The sequence below is a fragment of the Pseudomonas sp. 1 R 17 genome (genome assembly GCF_900067035.1).
Classification (GTDB): Bacteria; Pseudomonadota; Gammaproteobacteria; order Pseudomonadales; family Pseudomonadaceae; genus Aquipseudomonas; species Aquipseudomonas marginalis.
Map to the genome: position 1 here is coordinate 1 of NZ_FKLB01000018.1, position 18,421 is coordinate 18,421.

Annotated in this window: 20 protein-coding genes; 9 read left to right on the plus strand and 11 right to left on the minus strand. The window is 62.1% G+C overall.

What is annotated here, in order from left to right; translation table 11 throughout:
- Both BFP99_RS02010 and BFP99_RS02015 read right to left on the minus strand, forming a co-directional pair.
- The coding region (locus BFP99_RS02010; RefSeq protein ID WP_141690742.1) for a FecR/PupR family sigma factor regulator at positions 1 to 227 on the minus strand (227 nt) is incomplete at its 3' end.
- 63 nt (positions 228 to 290) lie between these two features.
- Positions 291 to 812: an RNA polymerase sigma factor gene (locus tag BFP99_RS02015; protein ID WP_065946560.1), complete on the minus strand. Its 522-nt coding sequence runs from the start codon at positions 810 to 812 to the stop codon at positions 291 to 293.
- 207 nt (positions 813 to 1,019) lie between these two features.
- On the opposite strand from BFP99_RS02015, the gene aroQ reads away from it, so the two are divergent.
- Positions 1,020 to 1,469: a type II 3-dehydroquinate dehydratase gene (gene aroQ, locus BFP99_RS02020; protein WP_010206717.1), complete on the plus strand. Its 450-nt coding sequence runs from the start codon at positions 1,020 to 1,022 to the stop codon at positions 1,467 to 1,469.
- Entirely contained in the window at positions 1,466 to 2,314 is an 849-nt protein-coding gene (locus BFP99_RS02025; protein WP_065925005.1) for a shikimate dehydrogenase, read from the plus strand. The genes aroQ and BFP99_RS02025 overlap by 4 nt, the downstream gene beginning before the upstream one ends.
- A 46-nt stretch (positions 2,315 to 2,360) precedes the next feature.
- On the opposite strand, the gene BFP99_RS02030 is transcribed toward BFP99_RS02025, so the two are convergent.
- Positions 2,361 to 3,026, minus strand: coding sequence for a TetR/AcrR family transcriptional regulator (locus BFP99_RS02030; RefSeq protein WP_027605289.1), 666 nt, complete (start codon positions 3,024 to 3,026; stop codon positions 2,361 to 2,363).
- An 80-nt stretch (positions 3,027 to 3,106) separates the two neighbouring features.
- On the minus strand, positions 3,107 to 5,008 hold the full coding sequence (gene quiC / locus BFP99_RS02035; protein WP_027605288.1) for a 3-dehydroshikimate dehydratase QuiC: 1,902 nt from the start codon (positions 5,006 to 5,008) through the stop codon (positions 3,107 to 3,109).
- 223 nt (positions 5,009 to 5,231) lie between these two features.
- On the opposite strand from quiC, the gene BFP99_RS02040 reads away from it, so the two are divergent.
- Positions 5,232 to 6,566: an MFS transporter gene (locus tag BFP99_RS02040; protein ID WP_065925004.1), complete on the plus strand. Its 1,335-nt coding sequence runs from the start codon at positions 5,232 to 5,234 to the stop codon at positions 6,564 to 6,566.
- On the opposite strand, the gene BFP99_RS02045 is transcribed toward BFP99_RS02040, so the two are convergent.
- Complete coding sequence (locus BFP99_RS02045; protein WP_065925003.1) at positions 6,567 to 7,445, minus strand: DMT family transporter; 879 nt, start codon at positions 7,443 to 7,445, stop codon at positions 6,567 to 6,569.
- Positions 7,446 to 7,644: 199 nt separating this feature from the next.
- Here BFP99_RS02045 and BFP99_RS02050 point away from each other — a divergent pair, with 199 nt between their 5' ends.
- From BFP99_RS02050 to BFP99_RS02060, 3 genes are read left to right on the plus strand one after another with little or no spacing between them, the layout of a single operon-like run.
- Positions 7,645 to 8,058: a lipoprotein gene (locus tag BFP99_RS02050; RefSeq protein ID WP_065946561.1), complete on the plus strand. Its 414-nt coding sequence runs from the start codon at positions 7,645 to 7,647 to the stop codon at positions 8,056 to 8,058.
- Between the two features lie 44 nt (positions 8,059 to 8,102).
- Positions 8,103 to 8,990: a KPN_02809 family neutral zinc metallopeptidase gene (locus tag BFP99_RS02055; RefSeq protein WP_065946562.1), complete on the plus strand. Its 888-nt coding sequence runs from the start codon at positions 8,103 to 8,105 to the stop codon at positions 8,988 to 8,990.
- Positions 8,991 to 9,971 (plus strand): hypothetical protein, encoded by a 981-nt coding sequence (locus BFP99_RS02060; RefSeq protein ID WP_065925000.1) that lies wholly within the window; start codon positions 8,991 to 8,993, stop codon positions 9,969 to 9,971.
- Positions 9,972 to 10,014: 43 nt separating this feature from the next.
- Here BFP99_RS02060 and BFP99_RS02065 read toward each other — a convergent pair whose 3' ends face one another.
- The 3 genes from BFP99_RS02065 to BFP99_RS02075 are packed head-to-tail and all read right to left on the minus strand — an operon-like array spanning position 10,015 to position 12,079.
- Entirely contained in the window at positions 10,015 to 10,602 is a 588-nt protein-coding gene (locus BFP99_RS02065) for an HAD family hydrolase (protein ID WP_065924999.1), read from the minus strand.
- Positions 10,599 to 11,468, minus strand: coding sequence for an acyl-CoA thioesterase II (gene tesB, locus BFP99_RS02070; protein ID WP_027605282.1), 870 nt, complete (start codon positions 11,466 to 11,468; stop codon positions 10,599 to 10,601). The genes BFP99_RS02065 and tesB overlap by 4 nt, the downstream gene beginning before the upstream one ends.
- Positions 11,469 to 11,509: 41 nt before the next feature.
- A complete protein-coding gene (locus tag BFP99_RS02075; protein ID WP_065924998.1) occupies positions 11,510 to 12,079 on the minus strand; it encodes a GNAT family N-acetyltransferase in 570 nt (189 codons plus the stop codon).
- A gap of 76 nt (positions 12,080 to 12,155) precedes the next feature.
- Here BFP99_RS02075 and BFP99_RS02080 point away from each other — a divergent pair, with 76 nt between their 5' ends.
- A complete protein-coding gene (locus tag BFP99_RS02080; RefSeq protein ID WP_065924997.1) occupies positions 12,156 to 13,076 on the plus strand; it encodes a histone deacetylase family protein in 921 nt (306 codons plus the stop codon).
- Between the two features lie 171 nt (positions 13,077 to 13,247).
- Positions 13,248 to 14,474 (plus strand): TIGR03862 family flavoprotein, encoded by a 1,227-nt coding sequence (locus BFP99_RS02085; RefSeq protein WP_065924996.1) that lies wholly within the window; start codon positions 13,248 to 13,250, stop codon positions 14,472 to 14,474.
- A 117-nt stretch (positions 14,475 to 14,591) separates the two neighbouring features.
- On the opposite strand, the gene BFP99_RS02090 is transcribed toward BFP99_RS02085, so the two are convergent.
- Both BFP99_RS02090 and yedA read right to left on the minus strand, forming a co-directional pair.
- A complete protein-coding gene (locus BFP99_RS02090) occupies positions 14,592 to 15,929 on the minus strand; it encodes a DEAD/DEAH box helicase (protein WP_065924995.1) in 1,338 nt (445 codons plus the stop codon).
- A gap of 48 nt (positions 15,930 to 15,977) precedes the next feature.
- A complete protein-coding gene (yedA, locus tag BFP99_RS02095) occupies positions 15,978 to 16,874 on the minus strand; it encodes a drug/metabolite exporter YedA (RefSeq protein ID WP_065924994.1) in 897 nt (298 codons plus the stop codon).
- A 161-nt stretch (positions 16,875 to 17,035) separates the two neighbouring features.
- On the opposite strand from yedA, the gene BFP99_RS02100 reads away from it, so the two are divergent.
- Complete coding sequence (locus BFP99_RS02100; protein WP_065924993.1) at positions 17,036 to 17,497, plus strand: Lrp/AsnC family transcriptional regulator; 462 nt, start codon at positions 17,036 to 17,038, stop codon at positions 17,495 to 17,497.
- A gap of 298 nt (positions 17,498 to 17,795) precedes the next feature.
- On the opposite strand, the gene BFP99_RS02105 is transcribed toward BFP99_RS02100, so the two are convergent.
- Positions 17,796 to 18,407 (minus strand): 3'-5' exonuclease, encoded by a 612-nt coding sequence (locus BFP99_RS02105; RefSeq protein WP_065924992.1) that lies wholly within the window; start codon positions 18,405 to 18,407, stop codon positions 17,796 to 17,798.
- Positions 18,408 to 18,421 lie beyond the last annotated feature (14 nt).

Genomic DNA, 18,421 nt, shown 5'->3' on the forward strand with positions numbered 1-18,421 from the left:
GCGGTCGCGGGGCGCTGGCGGTGAACGGTCTCGTCCTTATGCACCTCGCCCAACGCCGCCCAGGTCTGTTCGGCAAAGCGCAGCGCCGCTTCGTGGCGGCTGTCGCAGGCGATCCACTGGCGCAGTTCGGCCTGCTCCTGGTCGGTCAGGGCACCGGCGTGCAGGCGCACCGCCCACTCGGCGGCCTCCTCGGTAATGCTGTGCTGTTGCGGACCCTGGCTATTCACGTGTGAATCTCGAATTTTTCGTTATATGACGCTGTGACGTCTGAGCTGAGGTTTTTCCGTAATTCATTCGTCGGCTGGCTCCACCTCGCCGTCCTGCAAGCGCTGCATCACATATGCCAGCGCCTTGGCCAGGTGCTTTTGCACGGAGCTGTCGGAGATATCCAAATGCCGGGCGACCTGGGCGTGGGTCATGCCCTCTATACGGTTCAGACGGAAGATCTGCTGGGTGCGTTCCGGCAATTGCGCCAACGCCTGCTTCAATGCCTGTCGCTGTTGCTGCGCCATTGCCTGAGCCTCCAACCCGGCCACTTCATCTTCAATCTCGGCCAGCGCCTCATGGGGCACGGAGTCTGTCTTGCGCCGCGCTTCCTGGCGAATATGGTCGATCAGCAGATTGCTCGCCGTTCGATAGAGATAGCCCTGGGAGTTGTCGATACGCTCGCCGGCGGGTTTTTCCGCCAGGCGCAGGAAGCTCTCCTGCACCAGGTCGGCCGCCAACTGCGGGTCCCGTACCTTGCGCGCCAGATACCCGCGCAGGGTATCGGCGTGCTTGAGAAACAGGCCTTTGAGATCCACGTCCGACAAACCGACTCCCTGGAATGTAAAGGAAACAGGCGGGCATCTTAAGCGTTGTCGAGAATGATTTTCAATTGATATCTAATCTGATTCGCGCGCCGGACACGTCTGATTAACGGTTCGGTAATCGAACACATCTGCCGTCATCAATTGACCAAATTAACTAACCAGTACATTTTATCCCCACAACCAACAAGAACTGTGGAGATCCCCCGTATGCCGCCCATCGTGCTGGTGCTCAACGGCCCCAACCTCAACCTGCTCGGCACCCGCGAACCCGCGACCTACGGCCATGAAACCCTGGCCGACGTCGCTGCCCTGTGCGGCCGCAGCGCCGAACAACTGGGGCTCAAAATCGAATTCCGCCAGACCAACCACGAAGGCGAACTGCTGGACTGGATCCACGGCGCCCGCGCCCGCTGCGCCGGTATCGTGATCAACCCGGCAGCCTGGACCCACACCTCGGTGGCGATTCGCGATGCCCTGGTGGCCAGTGAAGTGCCAGTGATCGAGGTGCACTTATCCAATGTGCATGCGCGCGAGGCGTTTCGGCATCACTCGTTTGTGTCGCCCATCGCCAAGGCGGTGCTCGCGGGCTTTGGCAGCCATGGCTACCACTTGGCCCTGGAACATTTCAGCCAGTTGTTGAAGGGGTCGGCCCGATGAAACCGCGCATCCTCGCCGGCCTGATCGGCGCCGGCATCCAGGCTTCCCGCACCCCTGCGCTGCATGAGCAGGAAGGCGACGCCCAAGGCTTGCGCTACCTGTATCGCCTGATTGACCTTGAGCCCCTGCACCTGGACATCAACGCCCTGCCCGACCTGCTGGAGGCTGCCGAGTTGATGCACTTCACCGGGTTGAACATTACCTACCCGTGCAAGCAGGCAATCCTGCCGTTGCTCGATGATTTGTCCGACGAGGCCCGAGGCATCGGCGCGGTCAACACCGTGGTGTTCAAGGACGGCAAGCGCATCGGCCATAACACCGACTGCCTAGGATTTGCCGAAGGCTTTCGCCGCAACCTCAACGATGTGCCGCGCCAACGCGTGGTGCAGATGGGCGCGGGCGGTGCCGGCGCAGCGGTGGCACATGCGCTATTGGCAGAAGGTGTGGAGCACTTGAGTATTTTCGACGTGGACGCCAGCCGCGCCCGCGACCTTGTGGATAACCTCGCCCAGCGTTTCGGCGCCGGCCGCGCCCAGGTCGGCACCCACCTTGAAAACGCCATGGCCGAGGCCGATGGCTTGGTCAACACCACGCCCATGGGCATGGCCAAGCTGCCCGGCACACCGGTGCCCGCGGCCCTGCTGAGAGCCGAACTGTGGGTGGCTGAAATTGTGTACTTCCCGCTGGAAACCGAACTGCTGCGCGATGCCCGCGCCTTGGGCTGCCGCACCCTGGATGGCGGCAACATGGCGGTGTTCCAGGCGGTGAAGGCGTTTGAACTGTTCAGTGGCGAGGTGCCGGATGCGCAGCGGATGCTCGCGCACTTCAAGAGCATGAACAGCTGAAATGTGGGAGGGCAAGCGCCCTCCCCCATTGGGTCAGGCGGTGTACTCAGGCCTGCAGGTAGCGCAGCACCGATTCGCAAATCATCTCGCGATGCCGTTGTTTAACCGCCTCATCCGACAGGTCGATCTGAAAGATCTCACTGAACGTATGGCGGTTGGACACCCGGTAAAAGCTGAATGAGTTGATCAGCAGGTGCACGTCCAACGGTTCCAGCCCTTCGCGAAACAGCCCCATCTCGGCGCCCCGGCGCAACGTCACACCTAGCCCCTCGAGGATTTTGCTGTTCATCGCCTTGATGGTTTCGGTGCGTTTCACGTACTCGGCATTGTGGATATTTTCGATGCTGACGATTCGCACGAAATCGACGTTCTGATCGTGGTGATCGAAGGTGAACTCCACCAGCCGCCGGATCGCCTCACGCGGTTCCAGGGCGGTGAGGTTCATCCGCGTTTCGGTGTTGCGAATATCGCCGTAGAGCTTCTCCAGCACCTCGACGTACAACTGCTCCTTGCTGCCGAAGTAGTAATAGATCATGCGTTTGGAGGTATGGATGCGCTCGGCGATGGCATCCACGCGAGCGCCGGACAGGCCCTGCTGAACAAACTCGACGATGGCTTCCTGGAGAATGTTCTCGCGGGTCTTTTCCGGGTTGTTCTTACGACTCTTGCGCGGTGCGTCTGACACCGCGGGGAGTTCGGGACTTGAGGTCATGGTGCGCTCACGGCCATTTTTATTGTGCAGGCCGCGATTATGGGCCGAGGCGTCTTACGAAGGAAGCACCTGGCCCACCGTTATAAACGCGCCTGGCGCACCGCGCCGCTGCGGGATTTGGCCATCGCCGCCAGGCGCACCGCTACGTTGGCCGCGCCGTAGCCGGCGTAACCGTTCTTGCGTTGGATGATCTCGAAGAAAAACCGTCCTTCGAAGGGCTCGGTGTACACATGAAACAACTCACCGCCCTGGGCGTCACGGTCGTACAACACGTTGTAGTACGCCAGTTCGCTGAGGAACTCATCATCGAAATCAAAGCGCGCGGCTAGGTCATCGTAGTAGTTGAGCGGAATATCCAGCAGCGGCACCCCGGCCTCCTTGGCACGGCGCACTTCGGCAAAAATATCCGCGCAGTCAAAGGCAATGTGATGCACACCCGAGCCGCGATAGCTCGACAGCGCGTGGGAAATCGCGGTGTTGCGGTTCTCGGAAATATTCAGCGGCAAGCGAATCGAGCTGCAACGGCTGCGCAGCGCACGGCTCTTCACCAGGCCGTAAGGGTCGGGCAGCACCACTTCGTCATCGGCTTCGAAATCCAGCAGGCTCTTGTAGAACAGCACCCAGCTGTCGAGGCTGTCGGCCGGCAAGGCCATGGCCATATGGTCGATGCGCAGCAAACCACCGCCGGCAGCGCTGGACGCTTGCAGATTGAAGTCGGTGTCGTAGATCCCCCCCTCACTCTGATCCACCAGGTAAATCAGGCTACCGTCCGGCGCACGTACTGCCGCCAGCTCCAACTCGTTGGGCCCGACCAGGCCGCGATAGGGCTGGCCCTTGTAGGCCACCGCCCGTTCCAGGGCCTTGGCGCTGTCCTTGACCCGAATCGCCGTGGCGCACAACGACGGCCCATGGGCCTCGAAAAAGTTATGCGCGAAGGAATAGGGTTCGCAGTTGAGGATCAGGTTGATGTCGCCCTGGCGCAGCAGGCTCACGCTCTTGGAGCGGTGCTGGCCGGCCTTGACGAAACCCAGGCGTTCCAGCCAATGGGTGAGCTTGGCGCCGAGGTTTTCATCCACGGCGAACTCAAGGAACTCAATACCGTCGTATTCGCTGGCCGCCGGGGTATCAAACAGAATCTCGACAGGTTGCGCGGGGGCCTCCTGTTGCAGGCGCTCGCGGGTTTTCTCTTCCAGGTACAGCAGGGAGCGCAGGCCATCCGCCGCATTCGCGCGGGTTGGGGCGGCGCGAAAGCCATCGTTGAAAATTTCCAGGGACAACGGCCCGGTGTAGCCGCTCTTGATGATCGGCGCGAGGAACCCCGCCAAGTCGAATTCACCCTGGCCGGGGAAGCAGCGAAAATGCCGGCTCCACTCCAGCACATCCATGGCCAGGATCGGCGCGTCGGCCATTTGCACAAAGAAGATCTTGTCGCCGGGGATCTGCGCGATGGCACTCGGGTCGCCCTTGAGCGACAGCGTGTGGAAGCTGTCGAGCAACACCCCAAGGCTCGGGTGATCGACCTGGCGCACCAGGTTCCACACCTGCTGCCAGGTGTTCACATGCTTGCCCCAGGCCAACGCTTCATAACCAATGCGCAGGCCGCGACGGCCGGCGTGTTCGGCCAACAGGCCGAGGTCGTCGAGCAGGATGCGTTCATCCCCGACGCAATCGGCCGAAGCGTTACTGCACACCAGCACCAGGTCGGTGCCCAGTTCCTGCATCAGGTCGAACTTGCGCTCGGCGCGCTCCAGGTTGCGCGCCAAGCGATCGCGGCGGCAGCCTTCAAAGTCGCGAAACGGCTGGAACAAGGTGATGGCAATGCCGAGGTCGGCGCACATCTGCCTAACTTCCCGAGGGCTGCCGTCGTAATACAACAGGTCGTTCTCGAAGATCTCAACCCCATCGAACCCGGCGGCGGCAATGGCTTCGAGCTTCTCCGGCAGGGTACCGCTCAAAGACACGGTGGCGATGGAACGTTGCATGGGTGACTCCCGGCAATTGTTGTTTATGGCAAATTATTCGCCCCCAGACTACCCGCAGCAATTAAAATGTACGAACCGGTTAGTTTTTGGTGCGATTATCGAACACTAAGCCTCTTTGGCGAATTGACGATTTTTTAGCCACTGCGCACCATCAATCACGCAGCGACACCCAAAAGAAGACCCACAACACCTCATAAAAATTTCAAAAAACGGGTACAACCACATGCCTTCGCAAAATTCCGCCCTGGCCGCGCGCCCGGGCACCCCGCACGCCGGCATCGGCGACAAGATCCGCGGCGCCATGGCCGTGGGTAAAACCCGCTGGGGCATGCTGGCCCTGGTGTTCTTTGCCACCACCCTCAACTACATCGACCGCGCCGCCCTGGGCGTGATGCAACCGATCCTGGCCAAGGAAATGAGCTGGACGGCGATGGACTACGCCAACATCAACTTCTGGTTCCAGGTCGGCTACGCCATCGGCTTTGTGCTGCAAGGCCGGCTGATCGACCGCGTGGGCGTCAAGCGCGTGTTCTTCTGCGCCGTACTGTTGTGGAGCCTGGCCACTGGCGCCCATGGCTTGGCCACTTCGGCGGTCGGTTTTATGGTCTGCCGCTTTATCCTCGGGCTGACCGAAGCCGCCAACTACCCGGCCTGCGTGAAGACCACCCGCCTGTGGTTCCCCGCCGGTGAGCGTGCGGTGGCCACCGGTATCTTCAACGCCGGTACCAACGTCGGCGCGATGATGACGCCGATGCTGCTGCCGTTGATCCTGCATGTGTGGGGCTGGCAGGCTGCGTTCCTGTGCATGGCGTCGCTGGGCGCGATCTGGCTGGTGTTCTGGGGCTTGAAGTACTACAACCCGGAAGACCACCCGAGCGTTAAACAATCCGAACTGGACTACGTGCAACGGGAAGTCGAACCGGAACAACCCGGCGTACCGTTCAGCCGCATCCTGCGCATGCGCGGCACCTGGGCCTTTGCCATCGCTTATGCACTCACCGCACCGGTGTTCTGGTTCTACCTGTATTGGCTGCCGCCGTTCCTGAACCAGCAATACAACCTGGGCATCAACGTGACCCAGATGGGTATCCCGCTGATCATCATCTATCTGACCGCCGACTTCGGCAGTGTGGGCGGGGGGATTCTGTCGTCATTCCTGATCGGCCGTGGGATGAACTCGATCAAGGCGCGGTTGCTGTCGATGCTACTGTTTGCCTGCTGCATCGTCGGCGTGATCATGGCGGCCGGCTCAAGCCAGCTGTGGGTCGCGGTGTTTGCCATCTCCCTGGCCATCGGTGCGCACCAGGCGTGGACCGCCAACATCTGGAGCCTGGTGATGGACTACACGCCCAAGCACATGATGAGCACGGTGTTCGGTTTCGGCGGCATGTGCGCGGCCATCGGCGGCATGTTCATGACCCAGATCGTCGGTCACATCCTCACCGTCACCAACAACAACTACACCGTGTTGTTCACCCTGATCCCGGCGATGTACTTCATTGCGCTGACCTGGATGTACTTCATGGCACCGCGCAAGATTCCGACCGTAGACGCCTGATCACCTGCGCCGCTGCTGCCAGGCAGCGGCCAGACCGCTCATGCAGATCACCCCGATGCCGACCACCGTGGTCACATCGGGGGTATGGTTGAACACCAGCCAGCCCAACAACCCCGCGAAGACGATCTGGCAATAGCCGAACGGCGCCAGCAAGGCCGGTGCCGCGAAGCGAAACGCCTGGGTCAGCATCAAGTGCGCGGTCATCCCACAGGTGCCCAGCGCCAGCATCAACACGCCATGCCACAGCGTGGGAACCTGCCAGAAGAACGGCACCATCGCACTCATCACCAAGGTATTGCACAGCCCGGCGAAGAAGTTGCTGGTGGTGGGCGTGTCGTATTGGCTGAGGATGCGCGTAAGCAGTTGGTAGAAGCAGAAGAACAGCGCCGAGCACAGCGGCAGTAACACGGCGGGCGTGAACAACTCACCGCCTGGGTGAATGATCACCAGCACGCCGACGAAACCGCAGATCACCGCCAGCCATTGGCCGCGTGTCACGTGTTCGCCAAGCAGCGGCACCGACAGTGCCGTCACCAGGATCGGCGCGAGGAAGTTCACCGCCGTGGCTTCCGCCAACGGGATGTAATGCAGCGCCGTGGTGAAAAACAGGCTGGTGCCCAACAGGCACAAGGCCCGCACCACCTGCATCCCCGGGCGTTTACTGCGCAGCACGCGCAGCCCTGATTGCGGCAGGAAAATCCCGGCCATCAGCAAGGTGTGCACCACGTAGCGCACCCACACCACCATCACGATCGGGTAGAACCCGGCCAGGTATTTGGACAAGGCATCGTGGCTGGAGAACAGGAATGTCGCCAACACGATCAGCAAAATGCCTTTGAAAGGATGGTTGACGCCGGAAAGGGGGGTGCTGACAGTCATGGAATTCTCTTGCGTGGCGAGCGGAACGCTGAGCACTGAACGAAACAGCGCTCAACCCGGTAATCTAGCAGCCGGGCTGGCGCCTGCCCCAAGAGCATAACCAAACAGCGGGCGAACAGCGCACTAAATCACCGCATTCGAGTCCAACGCAGCACCTTAGCCTGCGCATTGCATACTTTTTAACCAAGGCCTCGTCGCTATGAAAAAATTCCTCTTTGTTCTTTCTGCCCTTGCCCTGCTGACCGCCTGCGACCAGGCGTCCACGCCAGCGCCCAAACCTGCGCCGCCTTCCGTGCAGGCCACCCTGGTACCCGAAACCCCGCCCACGGATAAATGGGTCGGCAAATGGATCGGCGTCGAAGGCCTGCACCTGACCATCGCCAAGGACGACAGCGTCGGCCGTGGCCATTACCTCCTGACCATGCAATACGGCCTCGACGCCGACGACTCGGGCACCTTCAAGGGTGAAGCGGCCGAAGACGGCATCGCCTTCACCCGTCCGGACGGCCCCCAATTGCTGCGCGCCGGCGACGGAGAAGCGACCGGGCTGAAATGGCTGGCGGACAAAAAAGACTGCCTGATCGTCGCCACCGGCGAAGGCTATTGCCGTTAATACCGACCATACTCAATCACGGTTAGCACACAGAGGATTGCCCCATGCTATGGAAAAAAGGCCGACGCAGCGACAACGTGGTGGATGCCCGCGATGACAGTGGCGGCGGCGGTGGCGGGATGCGCTTTGGCGGCGGCAAGGGCCTGAGCCTGACCGCGATTGTGCTGATCGTCGGCATCGGCTGGCTGACCGGCCAGGACCCGATGCAGATCCTCGGCCAGTTGACCGGCCAGATGGAACAGGCGCCCTCGGTGAGTACGCAGTCACGCCAGGCGCCGCCGGCCAACGATGAGCAGGCCGACTTCGTACGCGCGGTGCTGGGCGATACCGAAGACACCTGGGGCCAGGTGTTCCAGGAAAACGGCCTGGTCTACAAAAACCCGAAACTGATCCTGTTCCGTGGCCGGGTCAATTCCGCCTGTGGTGGCGCCACCTCGGCCAGCGGCCCGTTCTATTGCCCGGCGGATCAGCAGGTTTATCTGGACCTGGATTTCTTCCGGGAAATGTCCCAACGCTTCCAGGCGGCCGGCGATTTCGCCCAGGCCTATGTGATCGCCCACGAAGTCGGGCACCACGTACAAACGTTGCTGGGCATTTCGTCGAAGATCCAGGCCGCACGCCAGCAAGGCCGGCAGATGCAAGGCGACGGTGGCCTGCTGGTGCGCCAGGAGCTGCAAGCCGACTGCTTCGCCGGTGTGTGGGCCAACCGTGCGCAAAAGCGCCTGAACTGGCTGGAACCGGGCGATATTGAAGAAGCACTGAACGCCGCCAACGCCATCGGCGATGACCGTTTGCAGCAACAGGGCCAGGGGCGCGTGGTGCCGGACTCGTTTACCCACGGCACCTCGGCACAGCGGGTGCGCTGGTTCAAGACCGGCTTCGCCCAGGGCCAGATCACTCAATGCGACACGTTCGCTGCCAAGAGCCTATAAATGAATCAACGATTGGGACTGCTGTTGGGCCTGTTGCTCATCTCATCATCCGCCTGGGCCGCCGAGCATGGCGTCAAGGTGGTCAGCCCCGAGCGTTTTCATCTGGAGGCCGGCGATCTCAGCCTCGGCCTGAGCCAGGACTGGCGCCAGCCACTGCCCGACGTCACCCGCGCGTTGATCATCGTGCACGGGCGCCTGCGTAATGCGCAGACCTACCTGCAAAGCGGAATGGATGCCGCCGAACACGCCGGCGTCGCCGCCAACACCCTGGTAATCGCGCCGCAGTTTCTGAACGGGTCCGACATGAAGCGCAACCACCTGGGCAACCAGGTGCTGCGCTGGAAGGGCAATGACTGGATGGCCGGCGACGCCTCGACCGGCCCGGGCCAGATCAGCTCTTTCGGCGCCCTCGACCAGATCATCAAGCACCTGGGCAACCGCACGCTGTTCCCGGCGCTGAAGGAAATCGTGGTCGCCGGCCATTCCGGCGGCGGCCAGGTGGTGCAGCGCTTCGCCCTCACCGGCCACGCGCACCCGACCCTGCAAACCGAGGGCATCCGCCTGCGTTATGTGGTGGCCAACCCCTCGTCCTATGCCTACTTCAGCCCACAGCGGCCGGTGAAGTTCGAGACCGCCAGTTGCCCGGGCTTCAACGCCTGGAAGTACGGCATGCAGCACCTGCCGGCCTACGCCAACGGCCAAAGCGCCGAGCAGCTGGAACAGGCCTACGTATCACGCACCATCACTTACCTGCTGGGCCAGCAGGACACCGACCCGAACCACCCGGCACTGGATAAAAGCTGCGAAGCCGAGACCCAGGGCGCGTATCGGCTGATTCGCGGGCACAACTACTTTGACTACCTCAAGCAGCGCCATCCGCAGTTGCGCCAGACGCTGGTGGAAGTGCCGGGGGTGGGGCATGACGGGGATAGGATGTTTACGTCGCCCGAGGGCCAGAAGGTACTGTTTTCCCAGCATTAACTGAAGAAACCGCACCTCCCACATTTGATCTCTATTGCCTGGCCTAAATCATCCGGCGCAGTACCGCGCAATCTGCAGCATGCCAATCCGCCAGCTCCGGCCACGGGTTCTCCGGCAGGTTGACCAACACCGTCCGCGCCCCTGCCGCCCGGCCGCAGTCCAGGTCAAAACGGTAATCGCCGACCATCACCATCTCGCTCGGCGATACATCCCACGCCGCCGCCAATTTCAACAACCCACCCGGATCGGGCTTGGGCGGCGCATCGTCGCGCCCCAGCACATCGTCCACGGCAAAGCAGTCCGCCAGGCCAATCGCCTCCAGGGTGATATGCGCCAACTCCCGCGCATTGCGGGTCAAAATGCCCAGGCGATAACCGCGCCCGGCCAGCTCGCGCACCAGTTCCACCGCACCGTCCGCCGCGACGGAGCCCAGCGCCAGCTCGCGCTCATGTTCCAGCAACCAGGCGTGCTTGGCCGCTGCGATGTCCGCCGGTAATGCGGCAAGGTGAGTGAGGATGTCGTCCTCGGGGGGAATGTCCAGGGCCACGCGAATCGCCGCAAAGTCATGCACCGCCACCGTCAGGGTGCCGTCCATGTCGAACACCCAGTGCTTAACGTCCGTCAGGCTCATGCCCAATCCTTGCGATGGCGGATCAAACCTTCCTGGGTCACCGACGCCACCAGTTGCCCGGCGCGGTTGTACACGCTGCCGCGGGAGAACCCACGGGAATTGCCGGCCCATGGGCTGTCCATGGCGTACAGCAACCAGTCATCGGCACGCAGGTCGGCGTGGAACCACAACGCGTGGTCGAGGCTGGCGACCTGCATGTCTTTCTGCCAAACAGTCTTGCCGTGGGGCAGCAACGAGGTGGTCAGCAGGCCGAAGTCGGAGGCGTAGGCCAGCAGGTATTTGTGCAGCGCCGGCGTATCCGCCAGGGCACCATCGGCGCGAAACCACACGTATTTGACCGGGTCGGACGGCTGCGGGTTGAACGGGTCTTTTTCGGTGACCGGGCGCACTTCGATGGGCTTGGGGCACAGCAGCTTGTCGCGCATATGCTCGGGGATCAGGTGCGCGCGCTGCTGGGTCAGCTCCAGCTCCGACGGCAGGTTTTCCGGGCCGACCACCACGGGCATGGTGGTCTGGTGCTCGAAGCCGGCCTCGTCGTACTGGAACGAAGCGCTGCAGGTGAAGATCGGGTGGCCCTTCTGGATCGCCGTCACGCGGCGGGTGCTGAAACTGCCGCCATCGCGTACACGGTCCACCGAGTACACCACCGGCAACTTCGCATCGCCGGGGCGCAGGAAATAGCCATGCAGGGAATGCACATGCCGCGCTTCTTCGACGGTCTGGCTGGCGGCCGACAGCGACTGGCCGAGCACCTGGCCACCGAACAGTTGGCGAAAACCCAGGTCCTGGCTGCGGCCGCGAAAGAGGTTTTCCTCGATCGGCTCCAGGGTCAGCAAGTCCACCAGATCTTCCAATACTTGGCTCATAGAGCAACTCCTACAACAATCGATAGGGCATTCCGGGCTGCTTATCCGTGCAGCGTGTCCAACCATTGGGCGCGGGTGATGCGGTACAAAACGTGGGGGCGCAGCGGGTCATCGGCTGCGACCTTGGGGTGTGCAAAATCTGCCTGGGGATCGTAATGCATACCGATGGCCTGCATGACTTTTTGTGATGGCAGATTGGCTTGAGTGGTGAAGGCGACGATTTCGTCCAACTGCAAACGGTCGAAACCACAGCGCAGCGCGGTCCAGGCCGCCTCACTGGCATAACCCAGGCCCCAATGCTCACGGGCCAGGCGCCAGCCGATTTCCACTGCGGGGGTAAAGCCCGCTTCGAAGCTGACGTTCTGCAACCCGGTCAGGCCGATGAACTCACCCGTGTCCTTGCGTTGCAGGGCCCACAGGCCAAAACCGTATTCGGCGAAGTGGCCGCGAATCCGGCCGATCAGGGCGGCGCTTTCCAGGTGGCTCAATCTGGCCGGGAAATAGCGCATCACCTGCGGGTCGGCACACATGCGCGCGAATTCCGTCAGGTCTGCATCGCGCCACTGGCGCATGACCAGGCGCGCGCTTTCCAATTGCAATATCTCCTCCATGGGTCCCCTCCCCTTGCCATGTGCGTGAGTGTACAGCGCTGGTAAGATCCTTCGCAGACCCCCGTCAGAAAATCCCATGCCTTTGCCATTGATCTACCACGATGACTACAGCCCCGAGTTCCCGGCAGACCACCGGTTCCCCATGGACAAGTTCCGCCTGCTGCGTGACCACCTGGTGGCCAGCGGCCTGACCGAGGACAGCCAATTGCTGCGCCCATCGTTGTGCCCACCGGAGATTCTGGCCCTCGCCCATGAACCTGGGTATATCGAACGCTACATGAGCGGCGAGTTGTCCCGCGAAGACCAACGGCGCCTTGGCCTGCCCTGGAGCGAAGCCCTGGCCCGGCGCACCGTGCGCGCGGTCGGCGGCTCGATCCTGGCGGCGGAGCAGGCGCTGGAACATGGCCTGGCCTGCCACCTGGCGGGCGGTACCCACCACGCCCACTACGACTACCCGGCGGGCTTTTGCATCTTCAATGACCTGGCGGTGATCAGCCATTACCTGCTGGCCAGCGGCCGGGTCAACCGCGTGCTGATCTTCGACTGCGACGTGCACCAGGGCGACGGCACCGCGCGCATCCTCCACGACATGCCGGATGCAATCACCGTGTCCCTGCACTGCGAAAAGAACTTCCCTGCGCGCAAAGCCCAGAGCGATTGGGACATCCCGCTGCCCATGGGCATGGGCGATGCCGACTACCTCACGGTGGTGGACGACGCCCTCAACTACCTGCTGCCGCTCTACCAGCCGGACCTGGTGCTCTACGACGCCGGCGTCGATGTGCACAAGGATGACGCCCTCGGTTACCTCAAGCTGACAGACGCAGGCGTGGCCGCCCGCGATGAAAGCGTGATGCGCCATTGCCTGGGCCGCGACATCCCGGTGATGGGCGTGATCGGTGGCGGCTACAGCAAGGATCGCCCGGCCCTGGCCCGCCGCCACGGGATCCTGCACCACAGCGCGCAGCGGGTGTGGACGTCATCAGGGTGTCATTGAAGTGTGGGCGTTACCCACAATGCCTGTGGAACGGCCTGTGGATAACTTGAGCGTAAGCGTCTGAAAGCCTGCATCCGTATAGCCTGTAGGAAGCTGTACGTTTTTTGATCAGGCAGCGCCGCGCGCCTCGGGTAGAATGCTCGGCCTATTTCCGCGATCGTAGCCCTGCCCATGCCCGATATTTCCTCTCGACACGTCACCATCATCGGCGGTGGCCCTGCCGGGCTGATGGCCGCCGAAGTCTTGAGCCTGGCCGGGGTGCGAGTAGACCTGTACGACGGCATGCCCTCGGTGGGGCGCAAATTCCTGCTGGCCGGCGTGGGCGGCATGAACATCACCCACTCCGAAGCGTACCCCGCGTTCCTGTCGCGCTACGCCGAGCGTGCCGCGAATATGGCGCCGATGCTGCGCGGGTTTGGGGCCGAGGCGTTGTGCGAGTGGATTCATGGTCTGGGTATTCAAACCTTTGTCGGCACCTCCGGTCGTGTATTTCCTACCGATATGAAAGCCGCCCCGCTATTACGTGCCTGGCTCAAACGCCTGCGCGACCAGGGTGTGGTTATCCACACCCGGCACCGTTGGGTGGGCTGGAATGCCGAGGGTGATCTACTTATCCACAGCCCGGACGGCGAAAAAGTTGTTCACAGCGATGCTGTGCTGTTGGCCTTGGGCGGCGGCAGTTGGTCGCGCCTGGGTTCCGACGGCGCCTGGCTCAAGCTGCTGGAGGATAAAGGCGTGCCTTACGTGGCACTGCAACCCAGCAATTGCGGCTTCGAGGTGTCGGCCTGGAGTGAATTGATGGTCAGCAAATTCGCCGGCGCACCGTTGAAAAACGTCGCCATTGGCCTGGGGGATGACAAGCCGCGACTCGGCGAATGCGTGATCACCGCCACCGGTATCGAGGGCAGTTTGATCTACGCGCTGTCGGCGCCGATTCGTGAGGCGATCAACCGTAATGGCTCGGCGACGGTGCATATCGATTTGCTGCCGAGCAAGCCATTGGACAAGGTCCAGGACGCCTTGACCAAGCCGCGTGGCTCACGCTCGATGAGCAAGCATTTGCACAGTCAATTGGGCCTCGATGGGGTCAAGGCGGCGCTGCTGCGCGAGTTGGCACCCGCCGAACACTTCAACGACCCGGCGCAGTTGGCGGGGGCTATCAAGGCGTTGCCGCTGACAGTAGTGAAGACACGGCCGATGGATGAAGCCATCAGCACCGCAGGCGGTGTGCCCTTTGAGGCGTTGGATGAGCGGCTGATGCTCAAGCAATTGCCGGGGGTGTTTTGTGCGGGGGAGATGCTGGACTGGGAAGCGCCGACCGGGGGGTATTTGCTGACGGGGTGTTTTGCCAGTGGCAGAGCGGCTGGGCGGGGGATGTTGGAGTGGCTCAACCGCTGAGATCTGCGGTGGATTCAAAGCCGCCATCGGGGGCAAGCCCCCACAGTTTGATTTGTGAATACATTCAAAATGTGGGAGGGGCTTGCCCCCGATGAGGCCATCAGCCACCCCGCAAAATCACTTCTTCTTACGCGGCCCGGTATTAAACACCGGCACCTTACGCACCGGCTTGATCGAAGGCTCCGACGGCGCCACTTCACCACTGTCCACCCACTTGCCGAGGTTGCGTTTACCACCGCCACCACCGGACGCCTTGGGCTTCTTCGGTTTTTTCGGCTTCTTCACCACCTGACCGCTGGCATCGGTATCCGGCACGCGGTGTTCCGGCTCGAAATCCTGTTCCATCTTGCGGGTCAAGGTCTGGCGGGTCAGCATCTCGATGGCCGACAGCATGTTGACTTCATCGGCGCACACCAGGGAAATCGCCTCACCGGTGTTACCCGCGCGACCGGTCCGGCCGATGCGGTGGATGTAGTCCTCCGCCACGATCGGCAGGTCGAAGTTGACCACCAGCGGCAGGTCTTCGATATCCAGGCCACGGGCCGCTACATCGGTGGCGACCAGGATCTGCACTTCGCTCGATTTGAAACGGTCCAGCGCGCGCTGGCGCGTGGCTTGCGGCTTGTCGCCATGGATGCCATCGGCGTTGATGCCCAGGCCCTGCAACTTATCCACCAGCGCATCCACGCCGTTACGGGTCTTGGCAAACACCAGCACCTGCTTCCAGCGGCCTTTGCGCATCAGGTGCACAAACAGCTCCGCCTTGCGCTTCTTGTCCACCGGCACTACCCATTGCTTGACGGTGTTGGCGGCGACGTTACGCGGGCTGACTTCGATGGTCAGCGGGTCGTTGAGCATCTGCCCGGCCAGCAGGCGAATGTCATCGGAGAAGGTCGCGGAGAACAGTAACGTCTGGCGCTTTTTCGGCAGCATGCGGTAGATGTTCGCCAGTTCTTCGGAGAAGCCCAGGTCGAGCATGCGGTCGGCTTCGTCCAGCACCAGGGTTTGCAGCTGGTTGAGTTTCAGCGCGTTCTGGCGGAACAGGTCGATCAGGCGGCCCGGCGTGGCGACCAGTATGTCGACGCCCTTGCGCAGCTTCATCATCTGCGGGTTGATGCTCACGCCGCCGTACACCGCGTAGGTGGTGAGCGGCAGGTGCTGGGCGTATTCGGCAACGCTGGCGTGAACCTGCTCGGCCAGCTCACGGGTCGGGCACAGGATCAGCGCGCGCGCCGAGTTGGCGGCGACTTTCGGCCCTTCCATGGTCAGCAGTTGCAGCAGCGGCACGGCGAAACCGGCGGTCTTGCCGGTGCCGGTCTGGGCCGCGGCCATCAGGTCGCGACCGGCGAGCACCGCCGGAATGGCTTGCGCCTGCACCGGCGTCGGGGTCTGGTAGCCGAGCGTCTCAAGGGCGCGCAGCAAGGGTTCGATCAGGCCAAGTGTGGCGAAAGTCATGTAGTTACCGTAGGAAAAATTCAGCGCAAGGGCGTAATGCGCGGCAGTTTACCTTATTTCCGGCTTGGGCTTTCGCCACTGGGGCAGGCTGATCAACAGCACGGCGCTGATAATCACCAGCATGGCCAGGGCCTCTTCCAGACCGATGGTCTCGCCGATGAACACAATCCCCAGCAACACTGCGACGGCAGGGTTGACGTAGGCATAGCTGGTCGCGGCTGCCGGGCGTACGTGCTTGAGCAGGTACATATAGGCGTTGAAGGCGATGATCGAGCCGAACACGGCCAGGTAAGCCAGGGCCAGCCAGCCTTCCAGCGGCGGCATGGCTTGCAGGCGCTCACCGGTCAGCGCGCTGGCGATCAACAGTGTCACCCCGGCCACCAGCATTTCTGCGGCACTGGCCATAGCGCCCGGCGGCAACGGCAGGCGCCGACTCCACACCGAACCAAACGCCCACGACGCTGCTGCAAACAACAACAAAGCAGCGCCCATGGGGCTCGACTGCAATGTGCTGCCCATGTTGAGCATGGCGATACCGATCATGCCCAGGATCACCCCGGCCCATTCCAGCCGGGTATTGCGCGCGCCCCAGAAATACCCACACAGCAAGGTGAACAACGGCACGGTCGCCACCGCCAGAGCCGCCACGCCGGACGACACCCCAGTGTGCTCGGCCACACTCACCGCGCCATTGCCGAAGGTCAGCAGCAAAATACCGATCTTGGCAGCAGCCTTCCACTGCTCCCAGGTCGGCGCCGGCGCCCCACGCCAACGCAAAAAGCCATACATCGCCGCACCCGCCAGCAAAAAGCGAATGCCGCCCAGCATCAGCGGTGGCCAGTATTCAACGCCGATGCGAATCACCAGGTAGGTGGAACCCCAAATCACATACAGTGCAAAAAAGGCGGCGATCAACGGTAAGGGAAAGCGACGTGTGCCAGGCATTGGGCGGCTCGAAGGCAGAGATAAGAGAGGCTTATTCTAAAAAGGCAGGTTGTTAAACATAAGTTACAAAACCTGTTTAAACCGCCCATACACTTTTCAAAACATGGTTATGAGGGCTATAAACCATGCTTTCGAAAGCCACGCGCAACTGGAGCCTTCCGATGGACAAATACGACCGCATGCTCCTCAGCGCCCTGCTCGAAGACGGCCGCGCCTCCTACGCGCAACTGGCCCGCACGGTAAACCTCTCCGCCCCCGCCGTGGCCGAACGCGTGGCCAAGCTGGAAGCCAGCGGGGTGATCACCGGGTACCAGGCCAAGGTGGATTTTTCGAAAGTGGGCTTGCCGATTCAGTGCGTGATCGAACTGCGGCTGACCAACCACGGCAACCAGAAGGTCTATGACGCACTGGCCGAAATCCCGGAGTTGACCGAATGCCACCGGGTAACGGGCGATCCGTGCGTGATCATGCAAGCGGCGGTGGGCTCGATGCCGGAGTTGGAGAACTTGATCAATCGGCTGGCGAAATTCGGGTTCAGCAAGACCTCGATCATTTTGTCGAGCGCGATCGAGCGGCGGGTGCCGTTGGGGCAGTTGGAGGTCAATGGCAAAACGGTTGCCTGATCTACCGCCATCGGGGCATGGGTATCTACACAACCTTCCAGACCCTGACAAATCTCCCTGTGGCGAGCGGGCTTGTCCCGCGTTGGGCTGCGAAGCAGCCCCAAAACCAGCCTCTACAGAGTGTCTGATACACCGCGTTCTTCTCTACTGGGGCTGCTACGCAGCCCAACGCGGGACAAGCCCGCTCACCACAACAGCTCTATCTGCCGGGCGTTGAGCGTTGAGCCAAAGTTGTTTAGATACCTATGTCCATCGGGAGCAAGCCCCCTCCCACATTTTTTTGAACGGCGTGGTTCTATCAGAACCCGCGATGTTTCTTCAGATGCTCATTGATCTTCGCCGCCGGCACTTTCTGCAGGGTGCACAGCAGGTCGTGGGACAGTTCGCGCAAGCCATGGGTACGCCGCAGTTCCTGGGCCAGGTGCGCCGTGAGGTTGGCGGCCATTTCCGCATCCGCCAGCGCGCGGTGGGCCTGGCCGGTGTGGGGCAGTTTCGCGTAGGCGTTGAGGGTGCCGAGCTTGTGGTTGGGCGCAGCCGGCATCAGGCGGCGGGCCAGCAGCAGGGAGCAGGCGAATTTTTGCAGGCGGGTGCGGCGGATCAGGCCCAGTTCGAAATCCCAGAACTTCTGGTCGAACGCGGCGTTGTGCGCCATCAGCGGCGTGGTGCCGACGAATTCGTTGACTTCGTTCATCACCCGCTCGGCCGGCGGGGCGCTGCGCAGCATGGCGTTGCTGATGCCGGTGAGTTGCTCGATAAAACCGGGCACGCGCACACCGGCGTTCATCAGGCTCTGGTAGCGGTCCACGATCTGGCCGCGCTCGAGGATAACCACCGCGATTTCCGTGGCCCGGCAGTGGCTGCTCGGGGTGATGCCGGTGGTTTCAAAGTCGATGACCGCTATACGTTCCAAACCTGTTCCAACTC